16 protein-coding genes are annotated in these 15,044 nt (G+C 71.5%); 8 read left to right on the top strand and 8 right to left on the bottom strand.

Translation table 11 applies throughout. From position 1 onward, the window contains the following. Nucleotides 1-42: 42 nt before the first annotated feature. From ACZ7LU_RS16750 to ACZ7LU_RS16735, 4 genes are all read left to right on the top strand, one after another. On the top strand, nt 43-336 hold the full coding sequence (locus tag ACZ7LU_RS16750; protein ID WP_362996552.1) for a DUF4229 domain-containing protein: 294 nt from the start codon (nt 43-45) through the stop codon (nt 334-336). A gap of 350 nt (nt 337-686) precedes the next feature. Then, nucleotides 687-2,051, top strand: a complete 1,365-nt coding sequence (locus ACZ7LU_RS16745; RefSeq protein ID WP_471917028.1) for a dicarboxylate/amino acid:cation symporter — start codon at nt 687-689, stop codon at nt 2,049-2,051. 169 nt (nt 2,052-2,220) lie between these two features. Further along, nucleotides 2,221-2,850, top strand: coding sequence for a TetR/AcrR family transcriptional regulator (locus tag ACZ7LU_RS16740; RefSeq protein ID WP_471917086.1), 630 nt, complete (start codon nt 2,221-2,223; stop codon nt 2,848-2,850). Between the two features lie 145 nt (nt 2,851-2,995). Then, nucleotides 2,996-4,570, top strand: a complete 1,575-nt coding sequence (locus tag ACZ7LU_RS16735; protein WP_471917027.1) for an alpha/beta hydrolase — start codon at nt 2,996-2,998, stop codon at nt 4,568-4,570. A gap of 28 nt (nt 4,571-4,598) precedes the next feature. Here the strand turns inward: ACZ7LU_RS16735 and ACZ7LU_RS16730 are convergent, their stop codons facing one another. After that, on the bottom strand, nt 4,599-5,480 hold the full coding sequence (locus ACZ7LU_RS16730; protein WP_468316918.1) for a helix-turn-helix transcriptional regulator: 882 nt from the start codon (nt 5,478-5,480) through the stop codon (nt 4,599-4,601). 319 nt (nt 5,481-5,799) lie between these two features. Here ACZ7LU_RS16730 and ACZ7LU_RS16725 point away from each other — a divergent pair, with 319 nt between their 5' ends. Together ACZ7LU_RS16725 and ACZ7LU_RS16720 are read left to right on the top strand one after the other, a co-directional pair. Next, a complete protein-coding gene (locus ACZ7LU_RS16725) occupies nt 5,800-7,209 on the top strand; it encodes an MFS transporter (RefSeq protein WP_471917026.1) in 1,410 nt (469 codons plus the stop codon). A gap of 17 nt (nt 7,210-7,226) precedes the next feature. Beyond that, nucleotides 7,227-7,688, top strand: coding sequence for a hypothetical protein (locus tag ACZ7LU_RS16720; RefSeq protein ID WP_471917025.1), 462 nt, complete (start codon nt 7,227-7,229; stop codon nt 7,686-7,688). Here the strand turns inward: ACZ7LU_RS16720 and ACZ7LU_RS16715 are convergent. The 3 genes from ACZ7LU_RS16715 to ACZ7LU_RS16705 are packed head-to-tail and all read right to left on the bottom strand — an operon-like array spanning nt 7,667 to nt 9,658. Continuing rightward, nucleotides 7,667-8,554, bottom strand: a complete 888-nt coding sequence (locus tag ACZ7LU_RS16715) for an aminoglycoside phosphotransferase family protein (RefSeq protein WP_471917024.1) — start codon at nt 8,552-8,554, stop codon at nt 7,667-7,669. The genes ACZ7LU_RS16720 and ACZ7LU_RS16715 overlap by 22 nt on opposite strands. A 1-nt stretch (nt 8,555) precedes the next feature. Beyond that, nucleotides 8,556-8,798, bottom strand: a complete 243-nt coding sequence (locus ACZ7LU_RS16710) for a DUF397 domain-containing protein (protein WP_471917023.1) — start codon at nt 8,796-8,798, stop codon at nt 8,556-8,558. Continuing rightward, nucleotides 8,795-9,658 (bottom strand): helix-turn-helix domain-containing protein, encoded by an 864-nt coding sequence (locus ACZ7LU_RS16705; RefSeq protein WP_468088152.1) that lies wholly within the window; start codon nt 9,656-9,658, stop codon nt 8,795-8,797. The genes ACZ7LU_RS16710 and ACZ7LU_RS16705 overlap by 4 nt, the downstream gene beginning before the upstream one ends. A 127-nt stretch (nt 9,659-9,785) precedes the next feature. Between ACZ7LU_RS16705 and ACZ7LU_RS16700 the strand changes: the two genes are divergently transcribed. Beyond that, nucleotides 9,786-10,250 (top strand): ATP-binding protein, encoded by a 465-nt coding sequence (locus ACZ7LU_RS16700; protein WP_471917022.1) that lies wholly within the window; start codon nt 9,786-9,788, stop codon nt 10,248-10,250. Here the strand turns inward: ACZ7LU_RS16700 and ACZ7LU_RS16695 are convergent. From ACZ7LU_RS16695 to ACZ7LU_RS16685, 3 genes are all read right to left on the bottom strand, one after another. After that, on the bottom strand, nt 10,237-11,253 hold the full coding sequence (locus ACZ7LU_RS16695) for a molybdopterin-dependent oxidoreductase (RefSeq protein WP_471917021.1): 1,017 nt from the start codon (nt 11,251-11,253) through the stop codon (nt 10,237-10,239). The genes ACZ7LU_RS16700 and ACZ7LU_RS16695 overlap by 14 nt on opposite strands. Further along, the gene (locus tag ACZ7LU_RS16690) at nt 11,250-11,396 is read right to left on the bottom strand and encodes a hypothetical protein (RefSeq protein WP_398312569.1); all 147 of its coding nucleotides are present in this window, start codon (nt 11,394-11,396) and stop codon (nt 11,250-11,252) included. Before ACZ7LU_RS16690 ends, ACZ7LU_RS16695 begins: the two co-directional genes overlap by 4 nt. A 121-nt stretch (nt 11,397-11,517) precedes the next feature. Further along, entirely contained in the window at nt 11,518-12,801 is a 1,284-nt protein-coding gene (locus tag ACZ7LU_RS16685; RefSeq protein WP_471917020.1) for a lipase family protein, read from the bottom strand. Between the two features lie 337 nt (nt 12,802-13,138). Here ACZ7LU_RS16685 and ACZ7LU_RS16680 point away from each other — a divergent pair, with 337 nt between their 5' ends. Further along, on the top strand, nt 13,139-13,954 hold the full coding sequence (locus tag ACZ7LU_RS16680; RefSeq protein WP_471917019.1) for a tetratricopeptide repeat protein: 816 nt from the start codon (nt 13,139-13,141) through the stop codon (nt 13,952-13,954). Here the strand turns inward: ACZ7LU_RS16680 and ACZ7LU_RS16675 are convergent. Next, nucleotides 13,867-14,991 carry an AraC family transcriptional regulator gene (locus ACZ7LU_RS16675; protein ID WP_471917018.1) on the bottom strand — a complete coding sequence of 375 codons (1,125 nt, stop codon included), beginning with the start codon at nt 14,989-14,991 and terminating at the stop codon, nt 13,867-13,869. The two genes, ACZ7LU_RS16680 and ACZ7LU_RS16675, sit on opposite strands and share 88 nt — an antisense overlap. Nucleotides 14,992-15,044 lie beyond the last annotated feature (53 nt).

Here is a 15,044-nt window from a genome sequence, read left to right as displayed (position 1 = left end):
CGTCCTGCTCGGGCCCATTTCGGAACGGAAGAGTGGATTGACATGCTCCGCTACACGCTGATGCGCCTCGGAATCTTCGTGGGTTGCTTCTTGGTCGTCTGGGGCCTCGTCTACTCCGAGATCCTGCCGCGAGGACTCGGCGACTCGAACCTGCTGTGGGTGCTGCTGCTCTCGCTGGTCGTCTCCGCGCCCATCAGCTTCGTGGCCCTCCGCAAGGAGCGCGACCGCGCCTCGATGGACGTCGTCGCGCGCGTGGACCGCGCCAAGGCCAACCTGGAGGCGAACCGCACCCAGGAGGACGAGGCGGACGACGTGGCGCGCGCCCAGCGTTCGTAGGTCGTAGTTCGTAACGTTCATCACTCTCACCGGAACCCCGGCGCTGCGGCGCCGGGGTTTCGTGCGTTCCGTGGCGTTCCGGGGCACTCGCGGAAGCCCGCTACCTCAAACAAGACCTTTGATGTTCTCAAAGCACGAGTGTTAACGTGTTTGTCATGAAGACAGCAGCAGCGCACCGTCACGCCGTGAGCGTCCCGCTCGTGGCGCGCCTGCATGTCGACCTCTGCCGCTGCATGTCCGCGGCCTGTCACATCTGAACGTGACCCCCGCTGCAGCGGCGCTGCTGACCCTTCGCGGTCGCCGCTCCCGTACGTCCCCCTCACCCTGACTTTCCTCACCGGAGTGTGTCCGTGTCCGCGAATTCCGCGACGCCCGCCGACAAGACGGGCCAGACCGAGAAGCCTGAGTCCCGCTTCCGGATAACCAAGTACCTCAAGATGCCCTTCTGGGCGCAGATCCTCGGCGGCCTGGTCCTCGGTGTGCTGCTCGGCTGGATCGCCCGCGACCAGGACGTGTCCTGGCTCGTCACCACGCTGGACAAGGTGGGCAGCACCTTCATCCAGCTGCTGAAGCTCGCGGTCGCCCCGCTCGTCTTCTTCGCGATCCTGGTGTCGATCACCAACCTGCGGAAGGTCAACAACGCCGCGCGGCTCGCCACCCGCACCCTGCTGTGGTTCATGATCACGTCGCTGATCGCGGTCGCCATCGGCCTCACCATCGGCCTGCTGACGAACCCCGGCTCGGGCACCGGTCTGACCCCGAAGGACGGCAAGGCCCCGGAGGACGCCGGCTCCTGGATCGACTTCCTGACCGGGATCATCCCGACGGACGTCATCACGCCCTTCACCGAGCTGAACGTCCTGCAGATCGTCTTCATGGCCGCCGTCGCCGGTATCGCCGTCCTGAAGATCGGTGACAAGGCCCAGCCGATCCTGGAGCTCAGCGAGTCCGTCCTCGCCCTGCTCCAGAAGGCCCTGTGGTGGGTCATCAAGCTCTCCCCGATCGGCACCGTCGGCCTCATCGGCTTCGCCATCGCGGACTACGGCTGGAACCTCATCAGCAAGTACGCGACGTTCACCGCGGACATCTACATCGGCTGCGCCCTGGTCCTCTTCGTCGTCTACCCGCTGCTGCTCGCGTTCGTCGCCAAGGTCAACCCGCTCCAGTTCTTCAAGGGCGCCTGGCCCGCGATCCAGCTGGCGTTCGTCTCCCGCTCCTCGGTCGGCACCATGCCGGTCACCCAGAAGGTCACCGAGCGCCTCGGCGTCCCGAAGGAGTACACGTCCTTCGCCGTGCCCTTCGGCGCGACCACGAAGATGGACGGCTGCGCCGCGATCTACCCGTCGATCGCCGCGATCTTCGTCGCGCAGATCTTCGACGTGAACCTGGGCATCAAGGAGTACCTGCTCATCGCGTTCGTGTCGGTCGTCGGCTCGGCCGCGACGGCGGGCCTGACCGGCGCCACGGTCATGCTGACCCTGACCCTCTCCACGCTCGGCCTGCCGATGGAGGGCGTGGGCCTGCTCCTCGCCATCGACCCGGTCCTGGACATGATGCGCACCGCGACGAACGTCGCCGGGCAGGCACTGGTGCCGGTGATCGTCGCCGCCCGCGAGAAGATCCTCGACCACGAGGCGTACGAGAGCGCGTCGGCGTCCCCGCTCGACGACTTCGACGAGTCGCCTTCGTCCCGCGCGGTGCCCGCCACCGCCTGATCTCCGGCCGGCTCCTCGGCCGCAGCCCCGTCCCGGTATTCCGGGGCGGGGCTTTCCGCTGATCGTGACTCGGTGTCCGTTGACCGTACGCTGACGGGTGAACGGACAGCGTGGGAAGGCGGGGGCCGGGGTGGGCGTGGGCGTGGGCGAGAAGCGGCGGCAGAAGAGGATGCCGCGGGCCGTGCGTGAGCAGCAGATGCTGGACGCGGCGGTGCGGACCTTCGGGCAGCGGGGGTACCGGGCCGCCTCCATGGACGAGATCGCGGAGCTCGCCGGGGTGTCCAAGCCGCTCGTGTATCTCTATCTGAACTCCAAGGAAGAGCTGTTCGGCGCGTGCATCCGGCGGGAGGCCGCCGCGCTCGTCGCCGCGGTGCGCAAGGGCGCCGGCGGGGCCGTGGGCGAGCCCGCCGACCGGCAGCTGTGGGACGGGCTGCGGGCGTTCTTCGCGCACACCGCCGAGCGGCCCGACGGCTGGTCGGTGCTGCACACCCAGGCGCGTACGCAGGGGGAGCCGTTCGCGGCCGAGGTCGCCGCGGCGCGGGAGGAGATCGTCACGTTCGTGACGTCGCTGATCGCGCAGGCGGCGCGGTCGGCGCACGGCGACCCGTCGCTGCCCGAGCGGGAGGTCGCGGGGCTGGCGCAGGCGCTGGTGGGGGCGGCGGAGTCGCTGGCGGGGTGGGCCAACACGGACGGGTCCGTCTCGGCCAAGGAGGCCGCGGGCACGCTGATGAACTTCGCGTGGGCGGGGCTCGGGGGGCTGATGGAGGGGCGCCGGTGGTCGCCCCTCCCCGCTCCTTGAGGCACGGCTGGGTGTGGTTACTCCTGCGTAGGGTTACTCGTCGGTTATGAGCTGTTCGAGGTATATGCCGAGGTATGTGCCCTGAACGGGCGAGGGGCGCGTCCCGCGCTTAGGGTGAGCGAGGGGCACACCCTGGGAGGTTGCCGTGCGCAAGGCTTGTGCAGTCGCCGGCGTCACCGTTCTGGTCGTCGCGGGAACGGGCGTGACGGGGATATCGGGCGTGCCGGGTGCCGCCGTCGCCGCCGACGGTGGTGGGCGGCCCGACCTGGCGCGTTTCTATACGCAGAAGATCAAGTGGGCCGGTTGTAAGGGCGACACCGAGGCCGTGGCGGAGGCCACGGGCGGCGCCAAGGGCATCCGGTGCGGGAAGGTGACCGTCCCGATCGACTACGCGAAGCCCGGCGCCGGAACCGTCGACCTCGCGATGATCCGGATGAAGTCCAGCACCAGCGGCAAGCCGCGCGGCTCCCTGCTGCTGAACTTCGGCGGACCCGGCGGGCCCGGCGTCTCCGCCCTCGCGGGCGCGCAGAAGGAGTTCGGCTTCCTGAGCAAGGACTACGACATCGTCTCCTTCGACCCGCGCGGGGTCGGCCAGAGCGCCCCGGTGAGCTGCGGCGACGCCGACGAGAGCACCGATCCCACGGCCGGCGGCGCCGAGGACCCGGCCGCCGTGCTCAAGGAGATGCGCAAGGTCGCCAAGGAGTGCGCGGACCGGTCGGGACCCGTCCTGCCGCACATGGGGACCGTCAACGTCTCCCGCGACCTGGACGTCATGCGGCAGGCCCTCGGCGACAAGAAGCTGAACTACCTGGGGTTCTCGTACGGGACGCGGCTCGGTGCCGTCTATGCCGCCCAGTTCCCGAAGAAGGTCGGACGGATGGCGCTCGACGGCGTCGACACGCTCACCGAGCCCGTCGCCGCACAGTCCCTCGCCACCGCAGAGGGACGCCAGACAGCCCTCGACAACTTCCTCACCTGGTGCACGGGGAACGCCGGCTGCGTCTTCGGCACGGACGCGCGCAACGCGCGGCAGAGCATGGTCACGCTCATCCAGGAGATGGACCAGATGCCGCTGCAATCCATGGACGGCGCCGAGTTCACAGGGCAGGACGTCGTCAGCGTACTCAGCCAGGCGCTGTACAGCAGGCAGGCCTGGCCCGCGCTCTCGCAGGCCCTCGGAGCGCTGCTCGCGGACGGTGATCCGAGGGCGCTGATCCGGATGAGCGGCGGGCTCGCGCACGCGCCCGTGCGGGGTGAAGACGCGATGGGGGAAGAAGTGCCCGCGGACAACATGGCCGCCGCCCTCATGGCCGTGAACTGCGCCGACGATCCGGACCGGCCCGACGCCGCGCGCATAGAGAAGGAAGTCGGCAGGCTCCAGAAGGAGTTCGACGCCGCCTCACCAGTCTTCGGCAAGTCGATGCTGATGCCCGTGCTGCTCTGCTTCGGACGGCCTCCCGGGACCACCTACATCCGTGAGGACGTACGCGACGTGAAGACGCCCAAGCTGCTGCTCGTCGGCACGCGCGGCGACCCGGCCACGCCGTACCGGTGGACGGAGGAGACCGCGCGGCGGCTCGGGCCGCAGGCCGTCGTCCTGGACAACAAGGGCGACGGGCACACGGGTTACCTGGGTTCGGAGTGCGTGCAGGACAAGGTGAACGGGTTCCTGCTGTACGGCGAGACGCCCAAGACGGGTAGTTCGTGTGCGGCGGAGTGAGAGCAGGGCGGGGGGACGGGCGACTGTGTCAGGCCTGTGTGGTCAGGCCGAGCATCGCCGTCTCGTCCGGCGTGCCCGGCGGGGCCTGGTAGACCACCATGCGCTGGCCGCCCGTCCGCGCCAGTGCCATCACCTCGTACGTGAGCGTCATCGGACCCACCTTCGGGTGCTCGATCGTCTTGGTGCCGCCGCCGCGCTCGCTCACGTCGTACCGCTCCCAGATGCGGGCGAAGTCCGGGGACTTCAGGAGGAGTTCGCCGACCAGGTTCGTCAGCTGGGGCGAGTCGGTGTCGGTGCCGCCGATCGCGCGCAGGTGTGACACGGACTTGGCGACCGTCTCCTCCCACGGCCGGTACAGCGTGCGGCCGACGGGGTGCAGGAAGACGTAGCGGATGAGGTTGCGCTGCTCGGCGGGCCACTCCCACAGGCCAGGGAGCAGCGCCTTGCCGGCGGCGTTCGCGGCCAGCATGTAGTTGTGCCTGCTCACCACGTACGCGGGCAGCGGGGCCAGCGCCTCCAGTGTGCGCAGCGTGGAGTCACGGACCGTGTGGTCGGGCGTCGGGTGCGGTTCCGTGAGGCGGCCCGAGGCGAGCTCGGCCAGGTCGCGCAGGCGGTCGTGGGCTTCGCCCGTCAGGCGCAGGGCGCGGGCCAGGGCGTCGATGACGGCGGGGGAGGGGTTGGTCTCGCGGCCGCGCTCCATCCGCGTGTAGTAGTCGACGCTCACCCCGGCGAGGGTGGCGAGCTCCTCGCGGCGCAGGCCCGGCGTGCGGCGGATCCCCGCGCCTGCGGGGAGGCCCGCTTCGGCGGGGGTCACTTGGGCGCGGCGGGCGCGCAGGTACCGGCCCAGTTCCGTGCCGGTACGGGCGGCGGCTCCCGTGGCCGCGGGGGCGCTCGATGTGCTGTCCGTCATCCGCTCATTGTCCCTGGTGGGGTACGAGGGCCGGGGGTGACGTGGGGGGCTGTGTCAGGGCCAGGAACGCGGGACCCCGGTGAGGTGCGGCCTGCCACGGCGCGGGGCTTCGGCGCAGAGTGGTTGACGTCAGGCGGCTCGGGCCGCCGCGGCCCAGGGGGTGCACGGCACCGGGCCGCGGCCGCGGTGGCCCGAGCTGCCTGAGCTGCACGCCGCACGCTGCGCGGTGCCGGTTGCCTGCCGCTCCGTGGCTGCCCCAACCGGCCTTGCCGCTCCGCGACGGGTCTTCCCCCGCTGTCCATCTCACCGTAGGAGCCCCATGTCCGCCGCTGTCCTCGCGCCGAGTCCCGTCCAGGACGGTGCCGCCAGGCCCGCTCGCTCGGGTCCTGTCGCGCTCGTGGCCGCCCTGCTCGGGTTCGCCGTCATCACCATCGACGTCACCGCAGTGAACATCGCGCTGCCCGACATCCGGAGCACCCTGCACGGGGGCATGGCGGGACTGCAGTGGGTCGTGGACGCGTACACGCTGATGTTCGCGGCGCTGATGCTGTCCGCCGGAGCGCTGGCCGACCGGGCGGGGGCGCGGCGGGCCTATGTGTGGGGGGTGGGGCTGTTCACCGTCGCGTCGCTGGCGTGCGCGCTCGCGCCCGGGATCGGCGCACTGATCGCGGCCCGGGTGGCCCAGGGCGCGGGCGCGGCCGTCGTGATGCCCGCCTCGCTCGCGCTGATCCGGCAGGCGTACGACGATCCGCGCCGTCGCGCCCGCGCCGTCGCGCTGTGGACGGTGGGGGGTTCCGCGTCCGTCGCGGTGGGGCCCGTGCTCGGTGGGGTGCTGACGGAGACGGCCGGGTGGCGGTCCGTGTTCCTCCTCAACCTGCCCGTGGGCGCGGTGATCCTCGTCCTCCTGGCCCGGGTCGCACGCTCCCCGCGCCGCCCGGCGCCGCTCGACCTCGCCGGGCAGGTCACGGCCGTACTGGCCCTGGCAGGCCTTGCGTTCGCGGTCATCGAGGGCGGGCACCTGGGCTGGGGAAGCGCACCGGTACTGGCCGCCTTCGCCGTGGCCGTCGCCGCCGGATTCGCCTTCCACCGCGCCGAGAAGCGTCACGCCGCGCCCATGGTGCCGCTCGAACTCCTGCGGCGGCGGCCGGTCTCGGTCGCCCTCGCGGTCGGCTTCGCGGTGAACGCCGGGTTCTACGGCGTGACCTTCCTCCTCGGCCTCTACTATCAGCAGCTGCGTGGGATGTCGGGCGTCGAGGCGGGCCTGATGTTCGTGCCGCTCGCCGCGTTCATCACCGGGACGAACCTCGTCTCGCCGCGTGCCGCCGAACGGCTCGGGCGGCGTACGGTCATCGTCCTCGGGCAGGCGATCCTCGCCCTCGCCATGTTCGCGCTCGTTCCGCTGACCGCCGACACGCCGCTGTGGCTCGTCCTCGTCCTGCTCGTCCCCACGGGTCTCGGCGGCGCCTTCGCGGTCCCCGCGCTGACCGCCCAACTCCTCGACAGCGTCCCCGGCGAACGCGCCGGCACCGCCTCGGGCCTCCTCAACTCCCTTCGTCAGACGGGCGGCGCGATGTCCGTGGCCCTCTTCGGCTCCCTCCTCGCGGGCGGCGGGAGTGGTGGCGGGGCCTCAGGGTTCTCGCTCTCCGGGATGCACACGGGGCTCGTCGTCGCGGGCGCCACACTCTGCGCGACGACGGCCCTGGCGGCGTGGCTGCTCCCCCGCGACTGACCCGCATAATTCCCACCGTGGACCTACGCCCCGAGCTGCTGCCCCCGCCCGTATCCCCGGAACGCCTGGCTGCGCTCAGCCGCGAGATCGAGCGGGTCGCCGAGCTGGTGCGCGACGGGGTCGGGGACGAGCACGTCGCGGCGTTCAACGCGGCGACCGGGCATCGCTACGGGCCGCTCGACTTCGTCGAGTACGACGGGTGGCGGAGCCTGGAGGAGTTCGCGCGGGAGGCCGCGCGGCCCGCGTGGCCCCGGGTGCCGGATGTCACGCGGGACGAGCTCGCCGAGATCGTACGGCGGGTTCTGGCCGACGCGGCGTCCCCCGACTGCGACTACTACCTGCTGTTGCTCGCCGCGAACGTCCCGCACCCCCGCGCCCGCGACCTGGTCCTGGGTTCGGACCTGGGGCCGGAGAGCGGTGCTGACGCGGCGGGGCGGGTCGTCGATGCGTTGCTCAGCTACCGGGCGATCAGTCTCTGAAGTGTCGCCCGGCCCGCGCGGCCCCACGTCACCTTGCCGCCCGGCAGGCCCCGTTCGCCGTTGCGGCCGATGGCGATGAGGACCAGGGCTTGCAGGACGGCCCGGCCCCGGGCGCGCCGGATCGTCGCGTCGTCGGCCCGCTCGTACGCCTCGAAGAAGCGTGGCGCCGCCCCGTTCGGCAGGAGCAGCCACGCCGCCGCGAGGTCCGTCGCCGGGTCGCCCGCGCAGAGTTCGCCGAAGTCGATGACGCCGGAGAGGGTGCCGTCGGTGACGACGACGTTCGCGGGGTGCAGGTCGCTGTGCAGCCAGACGGGGGTGCCTTGCCATGGGGGTGCCGTGACGGCGTCCTCCCAGACGGTGCGGAGGGCCGGCGCCTGGCCCCCTATTTCCTGTGCCAGGTCGCGGAGTTGCTGTTCGAAGACGTGGGAGAGGGTGGGGAGCGGCGCCCCTCGCTCTTGGACGCGGGGTGCGTCCTCCGGGGCCTCCTTGTGCAGCGCGCGCAGGAACTCCGCGAGCGCCTCGGCCGCGTGGTCGCCCTCGCTGATCGGGGTGCGGTCGGCCGGAGAACCCGGCACCCAGGCAGCGATGGTCCACGGCTGCGGGAAGCGGGGCGTCGGCTCGACCAGGTGCACGGGGGTCGGTACGGGGAGGGGGAGCGTCGGCGCGAGTGCCGGGAGCCAGCGGTGTTCTTTGCGGAGGAGCTCCGGGGCGCGCTCCGTGCGGGGCAGGCGGGCGGCCAGGTTCTGGCCCAGGCGCCAGAGTTCGTTGTCCCATCCCCTGGCCGGGGAGTGGATCTCCAGCTCCGCGAGGTCGGGGTGCTGCTCCTTGAGGAGGGCGCGGATCAGAGTCTCGGTGACCTCTTCCACGTCAGCCCTTGGCGTACGGGAGGAACTCGGACCAGGTGGTGGGGGCTATGGAGAGGGTGGGTCCGGCGGGGTTCTTGGAGTCCCGGACGTGGATCGCGTGGGGACAGGACGACAGCTCTACGCATTGGCCGCCCTCGCCGCTGCTGTAACTCGACTTCGTCCATTTGTGGGCGACTTCGAGGCATTGGCCCCCCTCGCCGTCGCTGTAGCTGGACTTGTACCACTGGAGCTGTTCGGTGTTCATCGGTCTCCCAGCATCTTCTCGATCAGGGCCCGGGACTCCTGGGGGTTGAGGGCCTGGGCTCGGATGATCCCATAGCGGAGGGCGATGACGCGGACTTCCTCTCGGGCAGAGATCAGCCGGGGGTACCCGTGCGTTTCCATGTACGCCACCTGCTCCCGGCCCTTGGGCGTCAGCAGCGTGAACGAGCCGTCCACACAGGGATGTTCTTCGCGCTCTGTAGGCATCACTTGCAACTGGACGGTCCGCATCTGCGCGATGCGGAGGAGGTGTCGCAGCTGCTTCTCATGGACGGCCGCCCCGCCGATGGGCCGACGAAGTACCGACTCCTCCATGATGAAGCTGAACTCTGGAGGCGGCCACTGTTCGAGTACCTGTTGGCGTGAGAGCCGGTCGGTGACCCGTTGCTCAATGGTGTCTTCGTCCAGTGGCGGCCGCCGTTGAGTGAAGACGGCTCGTGCATACTCCTCGATCTGGAGGAGGCCGAGGATAGCCATGGTGCTGAAGTCGTACAGCTCAACAGCTGTGCCCTCCAACTCGGCGTAATCCCGATACCACTCCGGATGCCGAGTCCGCGCCTTCTTCAGCGCCTCCTCGACGTCCTCGATGGCCGCCACCAGCACCCCGCCCGCCTTGAGCACCTTGTCGGCCCGCCGGAGGAACTCCGGCTGAGGCGTGCGGACGCCGCGCTCCATCGCGGAGATCAGGCCCTCCGTACAGTGGACCTCCAGGGCCAGTTGCTTCTGGCTCATCCCGGCGTGCTCGCGCAGAACCTTGAGTTGTTTGCCGAGGGCCCGGAAGAGGTGGGCCGTTCCGTCCACCACAGAGGGTCGCTCGGGGCGCTCCTCGTTCTTGCTCGCCATTGCCCGTACCGCCCTTGTCTGGGTCACGGTCGACGTCTCGTACGCCAACGGGCCGTACCCGTACAGCTACCCGGCGTCGTGGCGTCGTACCTGGGCAGCGTAGAACCGCTCGGCCACGCTGAGTCACATGAATCCCCAAATGACCACCCGCGTCAGCGACTCCGAGGCCGCACCCCAGAGATTTGCGCAATTGCTCAGCCCCACCCGGCGAGGTGCCCGTCTGGCGCGGCGCCTCGCCACCCACCAGCTGGACCTCTGGGGCATCCCGCACGGGAGCGAGCTCTCCGACGCCGCCGCGCACATCGTCGCCGAGCTCGCGGCGAACGCCGTCACGCACGGCCACGTGGCCGGCCGTGACTTCGAGCTGCGCCTCGTCCGGACGAGGCCCGACACGCTCCGTATCGAAGTCGCGGACTGCCGGGGCGACCGCAGGCCGGAGGTGCAACAGGCCGCCCCCGACGGCGAGTCGGGACGCGGGCTGTGTGTCGTCCAAGCGCTGGCCAGCGCCTGGGGCGTGACAGAGCGCGCCGTCGGCAAGACCGTCTGGGCCGAGCTGCGCCACGAGGGGCATGCCGCCGCTAGCCCACCGTGAAGCGCACCTCGTGGACGGAGTTGCGGGCGCCCGGCGGCGGCTGGACGCGCCCCGCCGCGTCCGTCGCGCGGGAGCGAACCGTGTGCGGCCCCGGCCGCAGCGTGCGGCGGAGGGAGAAGCCCTGCCAGGTCGGCTCGGCGCCGAGGACGTCGAGTGTGGCGGGCTCCCATGGGCCGCCGTCGACGGACAGGTCGAGGCGGACGACCTCCGTCGTGCTCCAGGTGCGGCCACGGAACACCACATCACCGGGCGAGACAGTGGAGCCGTCCGCAGGGGCGAGGATCTTGCTGTTGACGTCCACCGCACGCACCGGCTGCGGGGTGTCTTCCCCCGGCAGCACACGCGTGTAGAACGTCGTCGTGAACATGTGCTGCGGCCGCTCCTCCGTGAGGACGACGCGGGTCAGCCACTTCACGGAGTTGGTGCCGAACATGCGGGGGACCACGGCCCGGAGCGGCCACCCGTGGCGGGCGCGCAGGGGCTCGCCGTTCATGCCATGGGCGAGGAACACGTCACGGCGGGCGGTCTCCAGCGGGAGGTCCTTCACGTACGAGAGGCCGTCCTCGCCCTGGAAGGAGCCGGTGTCCGCGCCCTCGAAGCGCACGTGCCGCGCGGCGGGCAGCGGGCGCGCGCGGTCCAGGAGCGCGGCCAGCGGCAGACCCGTCCACTCGATGTTGGTCACCGCGCGCGTGGGCGTGTCGGGGCGGAACGGGCTGCCGAAGCACTCGTGGACGGCGGTGAGCTGTTCGCGCGGGAGGGCGAGGACCGCAGGCAGGTCGAGGCGCAGGGGGCGGGCCACCAGGCCCTCGACCGTCAGCGTCCACGTCGAGGGGTCGATGTCGGGGAGGCCCAGGTGGGTGCGTACGAAGACGTTGTCCACAGGGGTGACGAAGTCGGGACCCGGCGCGGGGTCCGCCAGCGAGGGGTCACCCGGCGGCGGCGTCAACGGCGCCGCCTCCGGAGCGGACGGAGCGGACGTAGCGGACGTCAAGGGTGGCGTCATCGGGCGGCCTCCTTTCCGGCGGCGCCTTCCGGCTCCGCGCCCGGCTCCGCCGTGGGGCGGTGCGGCATCGTGTCGGACGCCTTCATCGCCAGGACGAACAGGGCCAGCATGGTCAGGGACAGGGCCGTGGGTGCCAAGAGCATGACGAGAAATCCCCCCGGTTCTCGAAGTCGTGCAAACCTCGAGATCCTAGGGGGACTTCGCCGCACTGCCCACTAATTTTTCGCCGGTGACCCGCAGGTCATCTCAATCCACGGGCCCGGGTCAGCAGTTGCCGCGCGCCGGCTTGCCCGCGAACCGGTCCGCCAGCCACCCGGCCGCGAACGGCGACTGCGTGATCACGCCGCTGACGTGCTCACCGACCGCCACCTTGTGCCACTCCACGTTCGCGCCCCGCGCGCACCACTCCTCGCGGACCTTCTTGCCCACGCTGTACGGGATGAGCTCGTCGCCGAGCGCGTGGTACTGGTACACGGGCGCGTCCGGCCTGACCGTGCCGACCCGCGACTCGTTCAGGCGCTGCTGCCAGTCGGGCTGGTCGAGGGGGTTCTTCGTGGTCATCGACGAGATCGGCTTGAACGCGCCGAGCACCGCGGCGTCCGCGACGCAGGCGTTCCGCAGGGCCGCGATGAGCTTTTCGCCCTTCGGGTTGAGGTAGGAGGCGAGGTTCAGCTCGGGGAAGGCCGCGTCCTGGCCGATCGCCGCCAGGAAGATCAGGCCCGAGCCGTACGAGCCGTCGTTGAACTTCGCGACCTTCATCAGGTCGCCGGGGACGCCGCCGGTCGCCGTGCCCTTGACGTCGAGGTCGGGGGCGTACGAGCCGTGCAGTTCGGCCGCCCACGACGAGGCCTGGCCGCCCTGCGAGTAGCCCATGATGCCGACCGGCGTGTCCTCGCCGAGTCCCGCCTCGGGCAGCCGGATCGCGGCGCGGGCGGCGTCCAGCACGGCCTGGCCCTCGGCGCGGCCCACCGTGTACGTGTGGTCGCCGGGGGTGCCGAGGCCCTCGTAGTCGGTGACGACCACCGCCCAGCCGCGCAGGGTCAGCTGCTGGATGAGGTTGGCCTCCACGGTGGTGCCCTTGGGGAAGCCCGCGCTGGGCGCGCAGTGGTCGCCGACGCCGACGGTCCCGACGGCGTACGTGATCAGGGGGCGGGGGCCCTCGCGGCCGTCCTGGGGCACGATGACCGTGCCGGATACGGTGTTCGGCTCGCCCTTGGCCGTGGTCGAGCGGTAGTGGATCTTCCAGGCCTTCGTCTTCGTGGGCTGGCCCGGCAGCGGGTGGAAGCTGCTCGGCTCGGAGCTCACGATGTCGCCGGGGGAGCCGGCCGAGCCGGACAGGCCGAGCAGTCCGAGGGGGCCGGAGGAGCCGAGGGGGCCGGAGGGCCCGAGAGGACCGGCGGAGCCGAGGGCGCCGGAAGAGCTGAGGGGGCCGCCGGCCGCTCCGGGGGGCTCGGAGCCCTCGGCGTGCGCGGCGGTGAGCGGGGTGACGGCCGACAGACCGAGCGCGGCCACCACGGCCCACGCTCTGACGCTGGTACGTGTGTGCATGCGGCTCTCCCAACTGTCCTCAGGGGCGGAGGGGTGTTCTGACAATGACCGTAATGACCGGTGAGTAATCCATGGGTGACCCGGACGCTCACCTTCGTTGACTTCTGCTCACACTCAGCCGACCGGGCCTTGCGCTCACAGGTATCCAGCGGGCCGCCCCAACGCTACGTTCACAGAAGGGAAGCCGCGGGCTGCCGGGAGCACGCGGGTGACGCCGCCGGTGCCGTCACGGCGTACGAGGAACTGCTCGCCGCCCTGCCCAGCCTCGCCTTCGGCCTCGAGCAGGAGTTCACGCGACGAGAGCAAACCCACCATCCGACCCCGAACGGAGACCGTCATGCCGGAAGAGACAAGCCAGCCGCGGCCCGCCCGCCTCGACCAGGCGCTCGCCTGCTTCTACGAGGCCCGCGGCCTGACGGACCCCGAGGAGTCGCCGGGCGTCTACGGCATCATCCTGCACGACATCGCCGACACCTACCGCGACGCCGACGACCTCGAGGAGGCCGTCGAGTACTTCCGGCAGGCCGTCTCGTACAAGCAGCAGGCCGACAACCCGAGCGACCTCGCGACGACGATGACCGCCCTCGCCAACACGCTCGCCGCGCTGGGCGAGCGGAGCGAGGCGCGGGACGTCCTGGAGCGGCTCGCCGGGGAGGTCCCGAAGATCCCGGACACCGAGCGGCGGGCCGCCGTCCTGCACAACATGGCGCTCACGTACGAGGAGCTGGGGCGGGCGGGCGTCGAGGGGGCCTACGCCGACGGGGTCGCCACCTGCCAGGCCGTGCTCGCCCTGGTCGACGGCGAGAGCGACCCGGGCTGGTACGCCTCCGTCCTCAAGGACATGGGCGACGCCTACGACGCGCAGGACATGGTGGCGCAGGCGCACGCCGCCTATGAGGAGGCCGTGCGCTACACACGGCGCATCGAGGGCACGTCCACGTCGCTGATCACGGTGCTCATCGCACTCGGCCGCACCAGCCGGCGCCTCGGCAAGCTGGAGGGCGAGACGACGGTGCGGGCGGACGCGGCGACGGTCAACGGCGCGGTGTTCGACGAACCGGGGGGTCAGCCGCGGGATGCGCCGTCCGGGGGCCGGGCCGGGACGGCGCCTGATGGTGCGGGGGGCGAGCCGACGGGCGGCGAGGAGTCGTAAGGGGCGCGGTCGGAGCCGGGGCCCGGGCCGCAGGAGCGGACTGTCTCCGTCCGGTACGCCCCGGGCGTCGTCCCCGTCCACCGGCGGAACGCCCGGTGGAATGCCGTGTCCTCGGAGAAGCCGAGCCGCGCCGCCAGCTCCGCGATCGGCTCCCGCCCCTCGACCAGACCGGCGATCGCCGCGTCCCGCCGCACCGCGTCCTTCAGCTGCTGGTACGACGTGGACTCCTCCGCAAGGCGGCGGCGCAACGTCGCCGGGCTCACCGCGAGCCGCGCCGCGATCTCGCCGAGCGAAGGCAGCCGCGGCGAGGTGCGCAGGGCGCGGGCGAGGACGCGGCGCACCTGCTCGGCGACCGTCGTGCCGTACTCGCGCCGGGAGAGCAGCTCGAAGGGCGCCCGGCGCAGCATCTCGTCCAGCGCCGCCTCGTCCCTGATCAGCGGCGCGTCCAGCCAGTGCGGGTCGAAGCCGGCGCCGGTGCGCTCGGCGCCGAACCGCACGGCACAGCCGAAGAGCAGCTCGTACTCGTCCTTGTGCGGGGGCGGCGGATGCCCGAACTCCGCCCAGCGCAGCGGGATGCGGCGGCCGATCAGCCAGCTGCACAGGCGGTGCCAGATGATGACGAGGCACTCGGCGAGGAAGTAGTCCTGTTCGAGGTCGTCGCGGACGCCGAACACCGCCTCGTCGTCGCGGCGTTCGAGGACGAGGTCGGGGCCGCCGGGGAACAGGCCGTAGAAGGTGACGCCGCGCCGCACCGCGGAGCCGAGGTCGCCGCAGCCCAGCGAGGCCTGGCACATCATCGCGAACGTGCCCGGTCTGCTGACGGCGGAGCCGAGGCCGAGGAACTCGTCCTGCGTGACGCGGTACAGCTCGCGGAAGAGCCGGGCGAACTGGGGCGCGGTGACCCGGGCCCGGTCGTCGCCGAGGAGCAGCGGCGGGATCTGCGCCACCCGCAGCAGCGGCACGGTGTCCACGCCGCGCCGCTCGGCGCCGCGCAGCACGGCCCGTACATGGTGCACGGTGATCGTCCGCCTGGCCATGTCACGACGGTAGTGACGGCTGAGCGGACCGGCCAGTGCTGCTGACGTTTCGC

The sequence above is a fragment of the Streptomyces sp. NPDC039462 genome (assembly GCF_055639375.1).
The sequence above is the reverse complement of the archived record's forward strand: the minus strand, read 5'-3'. Positions and strand labels throughout refer to the sequence as shown.

Coding starts and splice junctions, on each gene's coding strand:
- ACZ7LU_RS16750 (WP_362996552.1), top strand. CDS start 43: ATGCTCCGCTACACGCTGATGCGCCTCGGAATCTTCGTGGGTTGCTTC.
- ACZ7LU_RS16740 (WP_471917086.1), top strand. CDS start 2,221: ATGCCGCGGGCCGTGCGTGAGCAGCAGATGCTGGACGCGGCGGTGCGG.
- ACZ7LU_RS16730 (WP_468316918.1), bottom strand. CDS start 5,480: ATGACGGACAGCACATCGAGCGCCCCCGCGGCCACGGGAGCCGCCGCC.
- ACZ7LU_RS16725 (WP_471917026.1), top strand. CDS start 5,800: ATGTCCGCCGCTGTCCTCGCGCCGAGTCCCGTCCAGGACGGTGCCGCC.
- ACZ7LU_RS16710 (WP_471917023.1), bottom strand. CDS start 8,798: ATGAACACCGAACAGCTCCAGTGGTACAAGTCCAGCTACAGCGACGGC.
- ACZ7LU_RS16705 (WP_468088152.1), bottom strand. CDS start 9,658: ATGGCGAGCAAGAACGAGGAGCGCCCCGAGCGACCCTCTGTGGTGGAC.
- ACZ7LU_RS16700 (WP_471917022.1), top strand. CDS start 9,786: ATGAATCCCCAAATGACCACCCGCGTCAGCGACTCCGAGGCCGCACCC.
- ACZ7LU_RS16695 (WP_471917021.1), bottom strand. CDS start 11,253: ATGACGCCACCCTTGACGTCCGCTACGTCCGCTCCGTCCGCTCCGGAG.
- ACZ7LU_RS16690 (WP_398312569.1), bottom strand. CDS start 11,396: ATGCTCTTGGCACCCACGGCCCTGTCCCTGACCATGCTGGCCCTGTTC.
- ACZ7LU_RS16685 (WP_471917020.1), bottom strand. CDS start 12,801: ATGCACACACGTACCAGCGTCAGAGCGTGGGCCGTGGTGGCCGCGCTC.
- ACZ7LU_RS16680 (WP_471917019.1), top strand. CDS start 13,139: ATGCCGGAAGAGACAAGCCAGCCGCGGCCCGCCCGCCTCGACCAGGCG.
- ACZ7LU_RS16675 (WP_471917018.1), bottom strand. CDS start 14,991: ATGGCCAGGCGGACGATCACCGTGCACCATGTACGGGCCGTGCTGCGC.